Below are 14,049 nucleotides of genomic sequence, written 5' to 3' on the forward strand. Positions count from 1 at the left end.
CGCGCTCCTCGATTGCGGGAATCGGGGGAGCGTTTTCCTCGCCTCAAGCGCGCAATCGCCCCGGCCCATTTTACACGCATCGCCTCCGGGTCACCGCCCCGCCCCCGCTGCATCTAACATGGATGAGACTTCGAAGCGCAGAGAGGAGGTCGGATGCGATACCGGTGGTTCCTGGGGATCGGGCTGGCCGCGGTGATCGGCATCGCCTGGATCGGATGGAGCCGGAGCGGGGCGCTCGGGCTCCCCGTCCGGGAGGCGCCGCAGCCGGGCTACCGCGCGCCGGACTTCTCGCTCCCGACCCTGGGAGGGGAGACCCTGACCCTCTCCCGGTTGCGAGGGCGAGCGGTGGTGCTGAACTTCTGGGCCACCTGGTGCCCGCCGTGCCGGGCGGAGATGCCTGCCTTCCAGCGCCTCTACGCCCGTTACGCCGACCGCGGCCTGATCGTGATCGCCATCAACGCCACGTTCAGCGACGCCCCGGAGGCGGTGGCCGATTTCCGGCAACGCTACGGGCTGACCTTCCCCATCCTCCTGGATGCCTTCGGCGACGCGAACCGGAGCTACCGGGTCACCGCCCTTCCCACCACGTTCTTCATTGACCCGCAGGGGACGATCCGCGAGGTGGTGGTGGGTGGGCCGATGAGCGAGGCCGCTATCGAAGCCCGCGTACGGACGCTGCTTTCAGAGGGGGCGCGCTGATGCTCCCGGTCCTCCCCCTCGGCCCCCTGACGCTACCTACCCGACCCGCCCTCATCCTGATAGGGGTCTGGATCGGGCTGGCCCTGGCGGAGCGGGAGGGCCGGCGGCGAGGGATCGGCGCCGCGCCGGCCGCCGACGCCCTGGGCGGCCTGGTCATCGGATACCTGATCGCCCGCCTTGCGGCCTTGCTCCCTTATGGGATCCCCTCTCCGCTCGACCTGATCTACCTCCTCCGACCCACGGACCCCCTCCTGGCCCCGCTTCCCGGGCTCCTGGGGATGAGCGCCTGGATCGCCTGGCGGTGGCGCGTCCGTCGCGTCCCCTGGCGGACCGGGTTGGACACCCTGGCCCCTTTCGTTTTGGTTCTGGCCATCGCCTGGGCGCTGGGGGATTGGGCGGAGGGGTTGCGTTACGGGAAGGCCACGGCGTTTCCCCTCCTGGCCGCCCTGGGCGGCGGCGAGCGCCACCCGGTCCCCCTTTACGAGGCCGCGCTGGGGGCCCTCGCCTTGTTCCTGTGGGAACGCCTGCGGCGGCGACCCTGGGCCCCGGGCGGCGCGTTCCTCCTCGCCCTGACCCTTTACAGCGCCGTCCGCTGGTTCACAGAGGGGTTCGGGGCCGGCTCTCCGATCCTGCAAACCGTCGCCCTGGGCGGGATGTTGCTCGGCCTGTGGGGGCTTTCCGGCCTGACACAAGAGGGATCCGCCACCCCTTCATGAAGCGCTGTCTTCTTCCTTAAGAAAATCGTGGATGCGGTGCTTGAGGGCGTAGGCGGCCGCCTCCACCCGGTTGGAGACGCCCAGCTTGTCCAGGATGATGCTGACGTAGTTGCGCACCGTCTTCTCGGTGAGGAACAGCTCCTTGGCGATCTCCCGGTTGCTTTTCCCTTCCGCGATGCGGGCCAGGATCAGGCGCTCTCGTGGGGTGAGGTCCTTGAAGGCCTCCTCCCGGGTGGCCCGGGATCGCTGGCGGAACTGCTCCAGGACCTTGCGGGTGATGGTGGGATCCAGGATCGCCTCCCCCCGGGCCAGCGCCTCCAGGGCCTCGATCAGCTCCCGGCTCCCTGCCTGCTTGAGCACATAGCCGGAGGCCCCTGCCTCGATAGCCCGCACGATGAACTCCTCATCCGGGTAGGCGGTCAGGATCAGCACCCGAGTCTCCGGGAAACGCGCGGTGATCTCCCGGCACACCTCCACCCCATCCTGATCGGGCAGGCGGACATCCAGTATCACCAAGTCCGGGCGCAGGCGCTCCACCAGGCGCAGAGCCTGGGCCCCGCTCTCCGCCTCGCCCACCAGTTCGAACTCCGGCCGGTTCTGCAGCAGCAACCGCAGCCCCAGCCGGACCACCTCGTGATCATCCACGATCAGCAGGCGCAGGCGCTTCATCCAGACGTCGCCCCTTCTCCGCCATCGGCAGCTCCAGCCAGACCGTCGTCCCCTGTCCGGGCGCGCTCTCGATCCGCAGGACGCCACCCAGCAGCCGGGCCCGCTCCTGCATGGTGCGCAATCCCATCCCCACCGGGTGATCCGGGCGCATCCCGACGCCGTCGTCTCGCACGCCGATGCGCAGACGGTCGTCCTTCACCTGCGCCTCCAAGACGACCCGTCGGGCCCGCGCATGGCGGAGGACATTGCTGAAGGCCTCGCTCAGGATGGCCGCCAGATGGGCCGCCTGCTCCGGCTCCAGCAGCAGGTCCGGGATGTCCAGACGCACCTCAACATCCAGCATGCTCCGGAAACGAGGATCCCTCGCCATCTCCTCCAGCAACGTCCGCAAGTGGCCGGGCTGGCTCATCCCATGCAGGGTCGCGATGTAGAGACGCACGTCCTCGATGGCCCGGTTCAGCGCGAGCAGCATCTCCTCCAGAAGGGGGCCGACCTTGGGGTTCCAGCCGCAATGCTCCCGCACCGCCTCGACGAGCAGGCCGGCGGCGTAGATCTGCTGAAGGACCCGATCGTGGAGCTCCCGGCCGATCCGCTCCCGCTCCAGGGTGAGGATGTTCGCCCGCTCTACCTCCTCGATCCGCCGGTCGACCTCTACCTGAAACACCTCCAGCGCCCGCAGGAGGGCGATGAGGAGGATCAGGCCCAACAGGGAGCGCCAGACCGGCATGGGGATGCCGACGGTCTGGAACACTGTCATCTCGTTCAGGAGGTTGCCCGGGAAAAAAGGAACCACCGGCCCGAAGAGGCCCCCTGCGATCCCATAGCCGGCCATCGCCAGGCCGGCAACGCGCAGCGTGCGCAGGATGTGGGGAAGCTCCAGCGGGGCGATGTGGCGATGGGCGTGGAGGCGCAGCCCGTAAGCGGCGATCAGCCCCCCGGGCAGCCCCAAGCTGTAGCGAGCGGTGGCCCCCGCCACCCGATGCCACGCCTCGATCTCCGGGATCACCGTCAGGCCGACGTAGAAAGGCCCCAGCAACCAGATCAGGAACACCCCGGTGGGGACCCAGAACGCCCACCGCCACCGCGGAGGAAGCGGGCCCAGGGTGCTGATCCCGAACTGAAACAGACAGAGGAACGAAAGAGCGAGCAAAAAGACCTGGGCGATGTGCAATAACTGCACCAGGAAAGAGGGAAGATAAGTGGCTTGGATCGGGATAAATACATCGCCCCATTCATGCAAGCCATGGAGGACGCCGAAGAGGGCCAGCCAGGGCAGGGCCTGGGCCAGCCGCAGCCGGCTGTGCCGCAGGCTCTGGATGGCCAGGATCACCCCTGTGGTGAAGAAGACCTGGCCGTAGACCGAATAGACGATGATCCGATTGGTTTCGAAAAAAGCCTGAAGTGCCTCCCGCATGGGCCCGACCTCGGATGGGCGTGGCCTTCAGGTCCGGCCGGAGCGGATGGACCGGCGGAGCCAGCGGCGCATCAGGGCCCGGCGCACATACTTCCGATAGAGCAACCCGGTCAGGGCCTGGATGCGGCGGTGGAGCTCCCGGAACCGCCCGATGCGCTCGACGTCTGTGGCCAGATCGCCCACGAGGGGCGCATAGAGGGCGACGTCGTGGCGCACCTGAGCCCGCACCAGCCGCACGTAAAAGGCAAGGTCCCGACATGTGATGCCCATCGCCTCCAGATCCCGCACCACCCGCATCAGCGCCACGTCCTCCAGGCCGTAACGACGCTCCCCTCCGGACTCCCCGTCCGGGAGCAGGCCCATGGCCTCCATGCGACGGAGCTGGTCCAGGGAAATCCCCGCCCGTTGCGCGGCCTCCTCTGCGGTCAGAGAAGCCGACCCCTCCACGCCTTCTTCCCGGAACACCTCCAGAAGCGCCTCCAGGGCCTCCGGGCTCAGCGCCGGATCCTCCTGCAGGCGATCCAGCATCGCCCGCACCACCGGGAGGGGGAGCCGATGACGGGCCCGCAGATTCAGGATCAGGGCCAGCCGCTCCACGTCGCCGGGACAATACAGCCGGTGCCCGCCGTGGGTGCGGCGGGGCCGGATCAGACCCGCTTTCTCCCAATAACGGAGCTTGCTCGGCGTCACATCCGGGAAGCGGCATCGCAGATGCGCAACCACCTCCCCGATCGTCCACAGCCGCTCTGTCCGCTCCGCTTCCTTTCGCTCTTCCTCGTGACGCATCCCCTTTCGCTCCCTGTCCTATGGCCCTTCTCCCCGCTCACTCCACCGCACGGACCTCAATGGGTTCCGATATCTCTGGGGTCTCGGAAGCAGGCAGATCCGGAACCCCCCGCCCGATCAACAGGATCCCGATGGCCAGAACCAGGGCGAGGGCGGGAACCCGCCAGAAGGCGTTGAGCAAAACCTCCCCACCGGCGGCCAGCGCCGGACCCAATGCGGCACCCATCGCCGCCGCTCCCATGGACCCGCCGATGTTGCGGGCGAAGAGCAGCATGGCGGTGACCACACCGAGAACCTCCCGGGGCGCTTCCTCCTGCGCGCACACCAGGAGGGCCAGCATCACCGTCCCCATCCCCGCCCCGACGATCAGGCCGGCCAGGGCCAGGACCGGCAACGGGGCCCGCCACGCCAGCGCCCACAGGCCGAACCCCGCCATCATCGCGAGGGGACCCCAGCGGGCCATGGGCCGGGGCCCCCAGCGGGGCAGCCACCGCGCCGCCAGGACGCTGCTCACGGTCCAGCCTACGGTCATCGGGGAGAGGAGCAATCCGCCCACCGTGGCGCTCTGGCCACGGGCCACTTGCACGAAGAACGGGATGTAAGCGGTCATCCCGAAGAAGGCCATGCCGCCGAGCAGATTGCCCAGGAATCCCCGGAAGGCGAAAGGCCGCCGCAGCGCCGGGAAAGGAAGCAGCGGCAATTCCTGACTCCGCTCCACGAAGACGAAAAGGATCAGGGACAGCGCCGCCACGATCAGCGCGCCCGGGGATTCGAGCTCCAGGCCGTAGATCAGCGCCCCGGCCCCCAAGGTGAACAGAGCGGCCCCGCTCAGATCGATCCGCGGGGCTTCATGGCCGACCCTTTCCGGCACGCCACGGCCCACCAGCAGCAGAGCTGCGATCCCAAAAGGCAGGTTCAGGTAGAACACCCAGCGCCATGAGAAGTGATCCACGATCAGTCCCCCGATCAGGGGACCGACCAGGGCCGAGAACCCCCACACGCCGCTGATCCAGCCCTGCACCCGCGCCCGCTCCCGCAGGGGATACAGCTCCCCCACCAGGGTGAAGGTGAGGGTTTGCAGACCCCCTCCCCCCAGGCCTTGCAAGGTGCGGGTGGCGATCAGCATCCCCATCGAACGGGCCGCCCCGCTCAGGGCGGAGCCAAGCAGGAAGATCAACACTGCCGCCAGATACAGCCGCCGCCGGCCATACAGATCCGAGGCGCGGCCCCAGATCGGCCCGGACACCGTCGCCATCAACAGGTAGAGGGCGAAGGGCAGGCTGTAGAGCTGCACCCCGCCCAGCTCCCGGATCACCCGGGGCATCGCCGTGGCGACCACCGTCGCTTCCAGAGCCGCCAAGAACAGGCCCAAGATCAGGCCCGCGGTGACCCGAATCCGATGCGATACGACGGCGGAGGTGATCATGGCGGGTGGCGATGCCTCCTCTCAGCCTTCCTCACCCTTCAGAGGGTTCGGCGAGATGCGCGCGGATCCCTCGGGAAGCAACTCCATCTGCCTCCCTCCCGGGTTGGAAGGCCCGGCGTAAAGCAACCGCCCTCCCTCCAGGCACCCCCACGGAGGAAGCGAATGCCCGACGCAACGCTCCTGATCCAGGATGTGCTCCACCTGGAACCCTCGCACCGTCAGGGCGTCGGCGATGAGCCGCCGGTGGCAGCGCCACGGGAACCGCTCCGCGCACATGAGCGCGACCCGGGCGCGCCCGGCCTCCTCCATCACCCGCTCCAGCCCGCGCTGGAACTCCTCGCTCTCCATGTGGTCCGCATAGCCGCGGAACCCCGGCGTCTGCCAAGCGATATGGGGGGAGTCCAGCCGCGGGGCGCGCCGACCGCCCAGCTCCGGCAGGTGAAGGTAACCGATCCCCACGGCGGCCAGGGCCACCGCCAGGGCATCTCCGCGGAAATGGGGATGCCGCCGGGAGGACGGAAACCGCCGCACGTCTATCACCCACTCCACCCGGTGGATCCGGAGGAGCTCCAGGAACTCCTCCAGCGGCCGGTTCGAATGCCCTACTGTCCAGATTGTGGGCACTCCGCTCCCTCCACGCGGCCGAGGGCCACGTCGATTGTCACCGGGGCGGACCGGTTCTGTCAATTCTGGAGCCGGGGATCCGATTCGGCGGGTTCCGGAGAAGCGGTCGGCGACGCCCAAAACTCGCCGCCCGGGACAGGGATCCGTCGCGCTCGCCCTTCCCGCTCCAGGGCCTCCATGGCCTCCCGCATCCCCGGAAGATCCCTCCCGTAGATCTCCGCCAGCTCCCGGGTGGTCAGCGGCCCGTAGATCCGGAGCAGCTCCTCGATTGCCCGCGGGGGATGCTCCTTCAGGGTGGGAGCCAGCCGGCGGAGGACCTCCCGATACGTCGCATAAGCGCGGTGGCCCACCACGAGGACCGGTCGCTGGGCGCCCGGGACCGCCACCGACCCCACGTACCGGAAAAGCAGCGTGGGGAACCCCGTCACCCCGTAACGCCGGCACTCCTCCAGGTCCTCCTCGAACGCACGCGCCGCACGTCCGTTCTCTAGATCCACCCGCCAGCGTGCGAGATCCAACCCCTCTACCTCCCGGGCCAACTCCTCCTGGACCTCCCGCTGGGAGATGTTGCGGCGCTCGGTGAGGGCAGCTCGCCGGAACCGCCGCAGGAGCCGCTCCCCGATCTCCTCCCCCTGCAGAAAGGCCGCTTTGACGGCGATGCAGGCCGGCCACGTGGAGAAATGGGGATCGTCCAGCTCCAGCCACAGCCCTTCATCGATGGGCTGGCCCGAGCGCTGGGAGACCATCCGCCAGTGCGGGACGACCTGGGCGGCCGTGCGGATATCGTTGAGGGCGTCGTAGAACTCGGCCATGTCCCGCACCAGCCCGCCCATGACATACCGGATCCGCACCTGATCCCGAAAGGTCTCCCGCATCCGGTAGAGCATGGGCTCGGTGGCCCAGCACCACGAGCAGTAAGGGTCCGTGAAATACGTGACCTCCACCCGCGACGCCATCCCCTCTTCCTCACCCAATCGGTCCGCAACGTCCGGTGCTCCAATCACACCAGAGGCCGGGCTCTTCCGCCGGGAGGATTTCCAGGGTCTCCGAAGACGTCTCCGGCTCCGCAGGGGGCGCGGCCACCAGCCAGGCCACCTCCTCCGGGACCTCGGGATGGATCTCCTCGTGGAGAAGGCTCCAGCCCGCTTCCGAGAGCTCGCGCCGGACCCATCGGGCCTCCACGGCCGAGATCGTGGTGCAGATCAAACGCCCGTCGGCGGCCAGGAGCCCCGGCAGCCGGGCGAAGACCGCTTGCCAGCGGCTCGGCTGGGCGAGGAGGTCCGGCCGGCGGATCACGATGAGATCGAAGCCGCCCTCCCAGCCGGGCGGAAGGGTGGCGGCGTCGGCGCAGCGGAACCGGGCCCAGGGCACCCGCGCCTGAGCCCGCGCCAACGCCAGCTCATCCAGGTCCACCCCCACCATCCGCACGACCCCCGGCCCTCCCAGGCGGTCGGCCAGCGCAGCGGCCTCCTCCCCTTCCCCACAACCGATGAGCAGGACACGAAGCGGACGGCGAGAAGGAAGCCATCCCTCGATCGCCGGGAGCCACCTCATTCTCAACCTCCTCAACCTCCTCCTCTGAGATCAACGCCCCGGGGGCCCGGATCCTTCGGGGCCGGGCCCCCGGGCGGCCGTGCTCAGAACGGCCAGAGGTTCGGGATCAGGCTGAAGGGCCAGCGCTCGATGAGGAGGAACATCAGCGCCGCCCCCATCAGGGCCATGTTCTTGTTGAAGTTGACCATCTCGATGATGCGCTGCTGCTGATCCTGCACCGCCCAGAAGTTGTGCATCTTGAAGGTCACGGGCAGGAAGAACAGCACCGCGCTCAGCACCCCGATGCCCGGATACACCCCCAGCAGGAAACTAAGGCCGGAGATCAGCAGGAGGATCCCCGAGACGATCACCGCCAGCCGGGGCGCGGGCACCCCTTTATACGCGGCATACTGGGTCATCTGCTCCGTGCCCATGATCAGATGGTTGGCCGCGTTGAACAGGTAGAAGAGGCCGACGATAATCCGCCCGATCAGGAACAAGATCTCCATAGGACACCTCCGTGAGGATGGGATGAAGATCCGGGCCATCGCCCGGGGGGAACGCCGGCGATCGACGCCGCGCTCCCCCCGAGCGGGGTCGCCGCCGCGACCCGCCCGGGCTCCTCCTGCCTCCTGTGCGACCCGCAATCCATGACGTTCTCCCTCCCTCCGGCCAGACGCTTCCCATCAGCGGCCCACCGTGCCGGGAACGGCCGTCGAGGCCCGCCGCGCCACCTCGGCGCGGACCACCGGGGCCACCCGGGTGCCTAAGAGCTCGATGGCCCGCAGCACCGCCCGATGGGGCAGCGTGCCCACCGTAAGCTGGAGGAGGAACCGCTCGTGCCCGAACCGCTCGTGCTGATAAAGGATCTTCTCCGCCACCTCCTCCGGGCTTCCGATGAAGTCCGCCCCCTCCCGTCCCCGGCTGAACTCAAAGTAATCCGGGGTCAGGGGGCGCCACCCGCGTTCCCGCCCGATGCGATTCATCTGGGCGAGGAAGGCAGGGACCGCGAGTGTCATGGCCTCCTGCCGGGTCGGGGCGAGGAAGCCGTGGGAGGCGATCCCCAGCTTCGGCGTGTGCCCCGCCTGCCGCGCTGCCTCCCGATACAGATCCACCAAAGGGAGGAAATTCCGGGGCCGGCCCCCGATGATGGCCAACATCAGCGGCAGGCCCAACACCCCGGTCCGGACGAAGGACGCCGGCGTCCCCCCCACCGCCACCCAGATCGGAAGCGGGTCCTGGATCGGCCGGGGGTAGACCCCCTGATCCCGCAGGGGCGGCCGGAACCTCCCCGACCAGGTCACCCGCTCGGCGGCCCGGATCTGGAGCAACAGATCCAGCTTCTCCTCAAAGAGGGCGTCGTAGTCCTCCAGGTCGTAGCCGAACAGGGGGAAGGACTCGATGAACGAGCCCCGCCCCACCATGATCTCCGCCCGCCCCCCGGAGATCAGGTCGAGGGTGGCGAACTGCTGGAAGACGCGGACCGGGTCGTCGGAGCTGAGGACGGTGACGGCGCTGGTCAGCCGGATGCGCCGGGTGCGGGCGGCCGCCGCGGCCAGCACCACCGCCGGCGCGGAGACCACGTAGTCCGGTCGGTGATGCTCGCCCACGCCGAACACATCCAGCCCCACCTCGTCCGCCAGCGCGATCTCCTCCAGCAGGCGCCGGATGCGCTCTGCCGGGGAGAGGAGCTGACCTGTCTCTGGATCGACCGTCCGCTCCCCGAAGCTGTAGATCCCGATCTCCATCCGACCTCCGGCCTCAACCCGCTTCCGTCCCACCGGACCCCCAGAGGGAGGGCAGCGCCGCGATCCGCCGCCAGCCCTCCCCCTCTGCCACCCGTTCCACCCGCAGGTCCTCGAAATAACGGTCGAGGACCGCCTCCCGCTCCATCGCCAGCGGCGGGGAGCAGTAATCCTCTTCCTCCCACACGGCCTCCCCTGTAGCGGGGTCGAGCCGGGCGTTCTCCAGCGAGAAAGTCAGCGCCTCCCCGAAGGGCCGCAGCCGGCGGAACTCTCCCCTTCGCAGGCGCTGGTGAAGCTCCCCCGCCAGCGCCGGCCGAAGCCGCGCACGAACCAGGTAATGCGCCATACGGCCTCCCTCCGGGATCTGGCATCAGGATCGGCGGCTCGGATCCCGCCCCGCCAAGAGATCCGCGATCACCCACCGCAGGAACTCCTCGGGCACCGCCCCCTGCACCACCCAGCGATCGTTCAGGATCAGGGTGGGGACGGCGTGGATCCCCCGCCGTGCGGCCTCCTGCAGATCCGCCTGCACCCGTCGTTCCACCTCCGGGCTTCGGAAATCCCGCTCCCACCGCTCGAGATCCAGGCCCACCTCCCGGGCGCAATCCCGTAGAACCTCGAAGTCGGCGATGTTACGGGCTTCCACAGCGTGGGCCCGCTGCACCCGATCGAACAGATCCCAGTGGGCCTCCGGCCCGCCCTGGAGCTCCGCGGCCTTGCACGCTTTCAAGCCGGGCATGGAATACGGGTAAGGGAACGAGGCGCTTCGCATCCCCTCCACATGGATGGCCTCTCCGTCCGGATGCCGGCGGGCCGCCGCCCAGTGGGTCAGGATCTCCGCCTTCCCTCGCTCTGGTGACCCGAAGATCCGGGAGATCGCCTCCGGGTCCGGGGCGAGGGCGAAGCAACGGTGCTCCACCGTCACCCGTCCTGCGAATTCCCGCACCACCCTTCGGAGCCTCGCCGAGGCCAGGAAGCACCAGACTCAAAGCACATCGTGGTAGAACGTCACCCGCACCATCGCGCGCTTCTCCCTTATTCAGGGGGCTCCCCCTCGAAACCGTCCCCCCGGCTCACCCAGACCCCGTTCCCCGAGGGATCGCGCAGGAAGAACGCCGGGGAACCCTCGAGCACGAGCCGTCCGGCGCGGCGCGCCCGCTCCCGGATCCCCTGCCACGCTTCCTCGTCCGGGACCACCAGGCGGAAGGCCCGAAGTCCCACGGCGTCCGGAGGCGGCGGAGGCGCGCCCCGGCCGGCCCAGGTGTTCGTCCCCACGTGATGGTGGTAACCCCCGGCGGCGAAGAAGCGCGCCCCCGGATAGTCCCGCTGCGTCACCGTCAGGCCCAAGATCCCGCTGTAAAACGCCTCCGCCTCATCCAGATCCGCCACGTGCAGATGGATGTGGCCGATGTCAGTCTCCGGCGGCAGCCCGCTCCACGGCTCGGAGGCGCCCTCTTGAAGCAGCCCTTCGACATCCAGAGGGCGGGTCACCATCGCCAGCCGCCCCTCCCGCCACGGCCACTGCGCCCGGGGCCGATCCCGATAGATCTCCAGGCCGTTGCCGTCGGGGTCTGGCAGATAGAGGGCCTCGCTCACCCCATGGTCGGAGAACCCATGGAACGGCCACTCGGCCTCAATCAGGCGCCGAAAGACCCGGGCCAGATCCCGACGCGTCGGCACCCGGATGGCCACGTGATACAGCCCGGTCGTCCGCGGCGGCTTCGGCCGGGCGTCCCGACGCTCCGTCAGCGCCAGCAACGGGGATCGCGATCCCGGCGCGGACAGGAGCACGGTAGTTCCCTCCCGCCCGACCTCCTGGAACCCCAGAAGGTCCCGGTAGAAGGCCAGGGACCGCCCCAGGTCTCGGATCTGAAGGTGAACCCCACCGATATGGGTATTCTCGGGTAACCCGATGCGCTCCCTCATGCGTTTCGATCTCCTTTCTGGGCCTGGACCGACTCCACCTCTTCGCCGCGCGCGAAAGCGTAGCTGGCCTGGAGGATCCGCCACACCACCTCCAGCTCCGCCTCGTCCCGCGGCCCATATACCATCACATAGGTCGGGGGCAACACCCCCTGGGCGACCAGAGGGTGGAATTCCCCCCATCCGCGCTCCACCACGCGTTCCGCCAGCTCCGGCGGCAGCGATAGATGCAGGCTTCCATCGTAAGGGGGATGGAGATGGGCGAACTCATAACCGAACACAAAAGCCTCCGCCGGGCCCTGCGCTCGCTCCGGGTCCAGGTAAAACGCCCGGGCTCCGGGCACGGAGATCCGACTGGGGGCCACCCGAACGCCCGGCAGGGCCCGCGCCCGTTCGAACAGCGCCTCCTGCAGTGCCCGAGGGGCGTTCTGGGTGAGCTGCTGGTGGGGCATCGAGCGGCGCGTCAACGGCCGCTCCCCCGTGCGCGCTGGAAGATCCTCCAGGCGATCCATCGCTCTGCCTCCCTTTCTCAGCTTGCCCTTTGGTCCATCCATGGGCCGTTGGCTTTAAGAGACCTCATAGAGGCGGCAGCGCTCGCTCGATCTCGCCCCGCTGGGGCTCCAGCCAGTCCGGCAACATCAAGCCCGTCCCCAGACGTTCCGGCGGCTCATCCACCGTGAACCCGGGCGGATCCGTGGCGATCTCGAACAGCACCCCGCCGGGCTCCCGGAAATAGATCGAGCGGAAATACTTCCGGTCCATCACCGGGGTGACATAAAGCCCCCACGCCTGCAAATGGGTCCGCCAAGCGCCCTGATCCGCCTCGTTGGCAACCCGCCAGGCCACGTGATGCACCGTCCCCACCGCCACGCGACCCCGGGAGGCCCGGGGATCGATCCAGAGATCCATCCACGCCCCTGGACCCCCTGGGCCGACCTGCAGGCGGATCCGATCCCCCTCCTCCCGCTCCACTCGGAACCCCATTCCCTCGATCAGGAAACGAAGCGTGGGCTCCCCAACGGCCTCCAGAAGGGTCACCGCATGAAGGCCTCGGATCGCAGCATCCAGCGGAACCGGCCCATCCGGCCAGCCCGCACGCTCCTCCGCCCGGGGATGGGCGACCAGCTCCAGGGCCAGGCCATCGGGGTCCCGAAACCCCAGGACCACCTCCTCCTCTTGAAAACGCGGAGCGATGCGCTCCACAGCGACCCCATGGGCCTGCAACCGCTCCTGCCAGTAACCGATGGCGGCCGCTGGGATGGTGAAAGCAGTCACCGCAACCTGCCCCGCACCGACCTGCCCCGGGCGCGCCCCCGGCCACGGAAAGAACGTCAGCAAGGTCCCCGGCCGGCCCAGGGCATCCCCGTAATACAGGTGATAAGCGCCCGGGTCGTCGAAGTTCACCGTGCGCTTGACCAGCCGTAACCCCAGGACCTCCCGGTAGAACCCCAGGTTCCCCCGCGGATCCCCCGCCAGGGCCGTCACGTGATGAAGCCCCTGAATCCCCTCCACGCCCACCTTAATCTAAATCTCACTTTAGATTTAAGTTCGATCTTCAGTATATCCTCGACCCGGGATCCTGTCAAGGGCATGGCGAAGGGCGGTGGCCCTTAGGTGATCCGCATGGCCTGACCCCTGGGTGTGCCAGATCACACGGATGCGGAGGCCTGCTCGTCGTCGAGGTTCTTCCGCTCGAGGATGGTCAGCGGCAGGTCGTTCATAAACGGAGCAACATCCAACCGATGAGGATGAGGGATGAATCCGGTTGGGATGGAAGGCGTGATGATCGGATACGCAGAACCCTTTCCCAGAATCCCAGAGGGACCACCTGCTATAATGGTAGGAGTTGCACAGTTGGATCCGTCATTCCCCCGCGCGGCGGACAGGGTGATCATGATCGCGGAGGCGGCGACGATGCCGACGGTCTGCCTGCGATTCCGATTCGAGGAGCATCCGAAGATCCGCGCTTTGATGGAGGCCTGCGCCGACATCCAGCGGCAGGCCGTCGACTACGCCCTGGAAAACGGCAAAACCGCCACCTTCACCCTCATCAAAGCCCTCTACCCCTCCCTGCGGGATCAGCATCCGGATCTCCACTCGGTTTGGGTGCAGTCCGCCGTCCGCGCCGGAGCCGCCGTCGTCCACTCCTTCCGAAACCGCCAGCGAAAAGGGAAAACCCAGCTTCAAAAGCCGGAGATCCGGCGGCCCTTCGTTTATGTGCGCCGGGATCTGCTGCGGATCGAGTGGGACGGGGAGACGTTGACCCTGACCTTCCCTCTCTCCCCTCACGATCCAGATCCCATCGTCCTCACCTTCCGTCCCCATCACAAGTATCGCCGGCTGCTGGACGAGTGGAAGGCAGGGCGGGCGAAGATGGGGGAGCCAACCCTGACGGCCCACTCCCTCTCCATCCCCCTCAAGTTCCCCGACCCCATCCCCTATGAGCCGGAGGGGGTGATCGGGATCGACAGCCATGAGGGGAATCTGACGGCTTTCGTGACCTCCACCAGTGAG

The 14,049-nt window shown here is 68.3% G+C and carries 16 protein-coding genes and 1 pseudogene; 3 read left to right on the forward strand and 14 right to left on the reverse strand.

The features are described 5' to 3' along the window. The first annotated feature begins 153 nt into the window (after window positions 1–153). Together CFB18_RS12550 and CFB18_RS12555 are read left to right on the forward strand one after the other, a co-directional pair. Window positions 154–699 (forward strand): peroxiredoxin family protein, encoded by a 546-nt coding sequence (locus tag CFB18_RS12550; protein ID WP_088572139.1) that lies wholly within the window; start codon window positions 154–156, stop codon window positions 697–699. Continuing rightward, window positions 699–1,415 carry a prolipoprotein diacylglyceryl transferase family protein gene (locus CFB18_RS12555; RefSeq protein ID WP_088572140.1) on the forward strand — a complete coding sequence of 239 codons (717 nt, stop codon included), beginning with the start codon at window positions 699–701 and terminating at the stop codon, window positions 1,413–1,415. The genes CFB18_RS12550 and CFB18_RS12555 overlap by 1 nt, the downstream gene beginning before the upstream one ends. Here CFB18_RS12555 and CFB18_RS12560 read toward each other — a convergent pair. The 14 genes from CFB18_RS12560 to CFB18_RS12625 all read right to left on the reverse strand — a co-directional run bounded on the left by CFB18_RS12560 (window position 1,410) and on the right by CFB18_RS12625 (window position 13,047). Beyond that, complete coding sequence (locus CFB18_RS12560; protein ID WP_088572141.1) at window positions 1,410–2,084, reverse strand: response regulator; 675 nt, start codon at window positions 2,082–2,084, stop codon at window positions 1,410–1,412. The genes CFB18_RS12555 and CFB18_RS12560 overlap by 6 nt on opposite strands. Beyond that, entirely contained in the window at window positions 2,053–3,498 is a 1,446-nt protein-coding gene (locus tag CFB18_RS12565) for a sensor histidine kinase (RefSeq protein ID WP_088572142.1), read from the reverse strand. The genes CFB18_RS12560 and CFB18_RS12565 overlap by 32 nt, the downstream gene beginning before the upstream one ends. A 27-nt stretch (window positions 3,499–3,525) precedes the next feature. Beyond that, entirely contained in the window at window positions 3,526–4,284 is a 759-nt protein-coding gene (locus CFB18_RS12570; RefSeq protein ID WP_088572143.1) for a MerR family transcriptional regulator, read from the reverse strand. Window positions 4,285–4,321: 37 nt separating this feature from the next. Continuing rightward, entirely contained in the window at window positions 4,322–5,710 is a 1,389-nt protein-coding gene (locus CFB18_RS12575) for an MFS transporter (RefSeq protein ID WP_088572144.1), read from the reverse strand. Window positions 5,711–5,731: 21 nt separating this feature from the next. Further along, window positions 5,732–6,334 (reverse strand): DUF488 domain-containing protein, encoded by a 603-nt coding sequence (locus tag CFB18_RS12580; RefSeq protein ID WP_200808214.1) that lies wholly within the window; start codon window positions 6,332–6,334, stop codon window positions 5,732–5,734. A gap of 59 nt (window positions 6,335–6,393) precedes the next feature. Continuing rightward, on the reverse strand, window positions 6,394–7,290 hold the full coding sequence (locus CFB18_RS12585; RefSeq protein ID WP_088572146.1) for a DsbA family oxidoreductase: 897 nt from the start codon (window positions 7,288–7,290) through the stop codon (window positions 6,394–6,396). 10 nt (window positions 7,291–7,300) lie between these two features. After that, window positions 7,301–7,888 carry a class I SAM-dependent methyltransferase gene (locus CFB18_RS12590; protein WP_088572147.1) on the reverse strand — a complete coding sequence of 196 codons (588 nt, stop codon included), beginning with the start codon at window positions 7,886–7,888 and terminating at the stop codon, window positions 7,301–7,303. Window positions 7,889–7,971: 83 nt separating this feature from the next. After that, the gene (locus CFB18_RS12595; RefSeq protein ID WP_088572148.1) at window positions 7,972–8,376 is read right to left on the reverse strand and encodes a DoxX family protein; all 405 of its coding nucleotides are present in this window, start codon (window positions 8,374–8,376) and stop codon (window positions 7,972–7,974) included. Between the two features lie 177 nt (window positions 8,377–8,553). Then, window positions 8,554–9,615 carry an LLM class flavin-dependent oxidoreductase gene (locus tag CFB18_RS12600; protein ID WP_088572149.1) on the reverse strand — a complete coding sequence of 354 codons (1,062 nt, stop codon included), beginning with the start codon at window positions 9,613–9,615 and terminating at the stop codon, window positions 8,554–8,556. A gap of 13 nt (window positions 9,616–9,628) precedes the next feature. Then, window positions 9,629–9,958: a hypothetical protein gene (locus CFB18_RS12605; RefSeq protein ID WP_088572150.1), complete on the reverse strand. Its 330-nt coding sequence runs from the start codon at window positions 9,956–9,958 to the stop codon at window positions 9,629–9,631. Between the two features lie 24 nt (window positions 9,959–9,982). Further along, a complete protein-coding gene (locus CFB18_RS12610; protein WP_088572151.1) occupies window positions 9,983–10,585 on the reverse strand; it encodes a DsbA family oxidoreductase in 603 nt (200 codons plus the stop codon). A 62-nt stretch (window positions 10,586–10,647) separates the two neighbouring features. Continuing rightward, window positions 10,648–11,538 (reverse strand): VOC family protein, encoded by an 891-nt coding sequence (locus CFB18_RS12615; protein ID WP_088572152.1) that lies wholly within the window; start codon window positions 11,536–11,538, stop codon window positions 10,648–10,650. Beyond that, complete coding sequence (locus tag CFB18_RS12620; RefSeq protein WP_088572153.1) at window positions 11,535–12,047, reverse strand: luciferase domain-containing protein; 513 nt, start codon at window positions 12,045–12,047, stop codon at window positions 11,535–11,537. The genes CFB18_RS12615 and CFB18_RS12620 overlap by 4 nt, the downstream gene beginning before the upstream one ends. 64 nt (window positions 12,048–12,111) lie before the next feature. Beyond that, window positions 12,112–13,047 (reverse strand): ring-cleaving dioxygenase, encoded by a 936-nt coding sequence (locus CFB18_RS12625; RefSeq protein WP_088572154.1) that lies wholly within the window; start codon window positions 13,045–13,047, stop codon window positions 12,112–12,114. Between the two features lie 402 nt (window positions 13,048–13,449). On the opposite strand from CFB18_RS12625, the pseudogene CFB18_RS12630 reads away from it, so the two are divergent. Continuing rightward, a pseudogene (locus CFB18_RS12630) lies at window positions 13,450–14,049 on the forward strand (RNA-guided endonuclease TnpB family protein); the annotation flags it as partial.

The organism is Thermoflexus hugenholtzii JAD2, assembly GCF_900187885.1.
Taxonomy (GTDB): Bacteria; Chloroflexota; Anaerolineae; order Thermoflexales; family Thermoflexaceae; genus Thermoflexus; species Thermoflexus hugenholtzii.

Coding starts and splice junctions, on each gene's coding strand:
- CFB18_RS12620 (WP_088572153.1), bottom strand. CDS start 12,047: ATGGATCGCCTGGAGGATCTTCCAGCGCGCACGGGGGAGCGGCCGTTG.
- CFB18_RS12555 (WP_088572140.1), top strand. CDS start 699: ATGCTCCCGGTCCTCCCCCTCGGCCCCCTGACGCTACCTACCCGACCC.
- CFB18_RS12570 (WP_088572143.1), bottom strand. CDS start 4,284: ATGCGTCACGAGGAAGAGCGAAAGGAAGCGGAGCGGACAGAGCGGCTG.
- CFB18_RS12550 (WP_088572139.1), top strand. CDS start 154: ATGCGATACCGGTGGTTCCTGGGGATCGGGCTGGCCGCGGTGATCGGC.
- CFB18_RS12590 (WP_088572147.1), bottom strand. CDS start 7,888: ATGAGGTGGCTCCCGGCGATCGAGGGATGGCTTCCTTCTCGCCGTCCG.
- CFB18_RS12595 (WP_088572148.1), bottom strand. CDS start 8,376: ATGGAGATCTTGTTCCTGATCGGGCGGATTATCGTCGGCCTCTTCTAC.
- CFB18_RS12605 (WP_088572150.1), bottom strand. CDS start 9,958: ATGGCGCATTACCTGGTTCGTGCGCGGCTTCGGCCGGCGCTGGCGGGG.
- CFB18_RS12585 (WP_088572146.1), bottom strand. CDS start 7,290: ATGGCGTCGCGGGTGGAGGTCACGTATTTCACGGACCCTTACTGCTCG.
- CFB18_RS12615 (WP_088572152.1), bottom strand. CDS start 11,538: ATGAGGGAGCGCATCGGGTTACCCGAGAATACCCATATCGGTGGGGTT.
- CFB18_RS12575 (WP_088572144.1), bottom strand. CDS start 5,710: ATGATCACCTCCGCCGTCGTATCGCATCGGATTCGGGTCACCGCGGGC.
- CFB18_RS12565 (WP_088572142.1), bottom strand. CDS start 3,498: ATGCGGGAGGCACTTCAGGCTTTTTTCGAAACCAATCGGATCATCGTC.
- CFB18_RS12600 (WP_088572149.1), bottom strand. CDS start 9,615: ATGGAGATCGGGATCTACAGCTTCGGGGAGCGGACGGTCGATCCAGAG.
- CFB18_RS12560 (WP_088572141.1), bottom strand. CDS start 2,084: ATGAAGCGCCTGCGCCTGCTGATCGTGGATGATCACGAGGTGGTCCGG.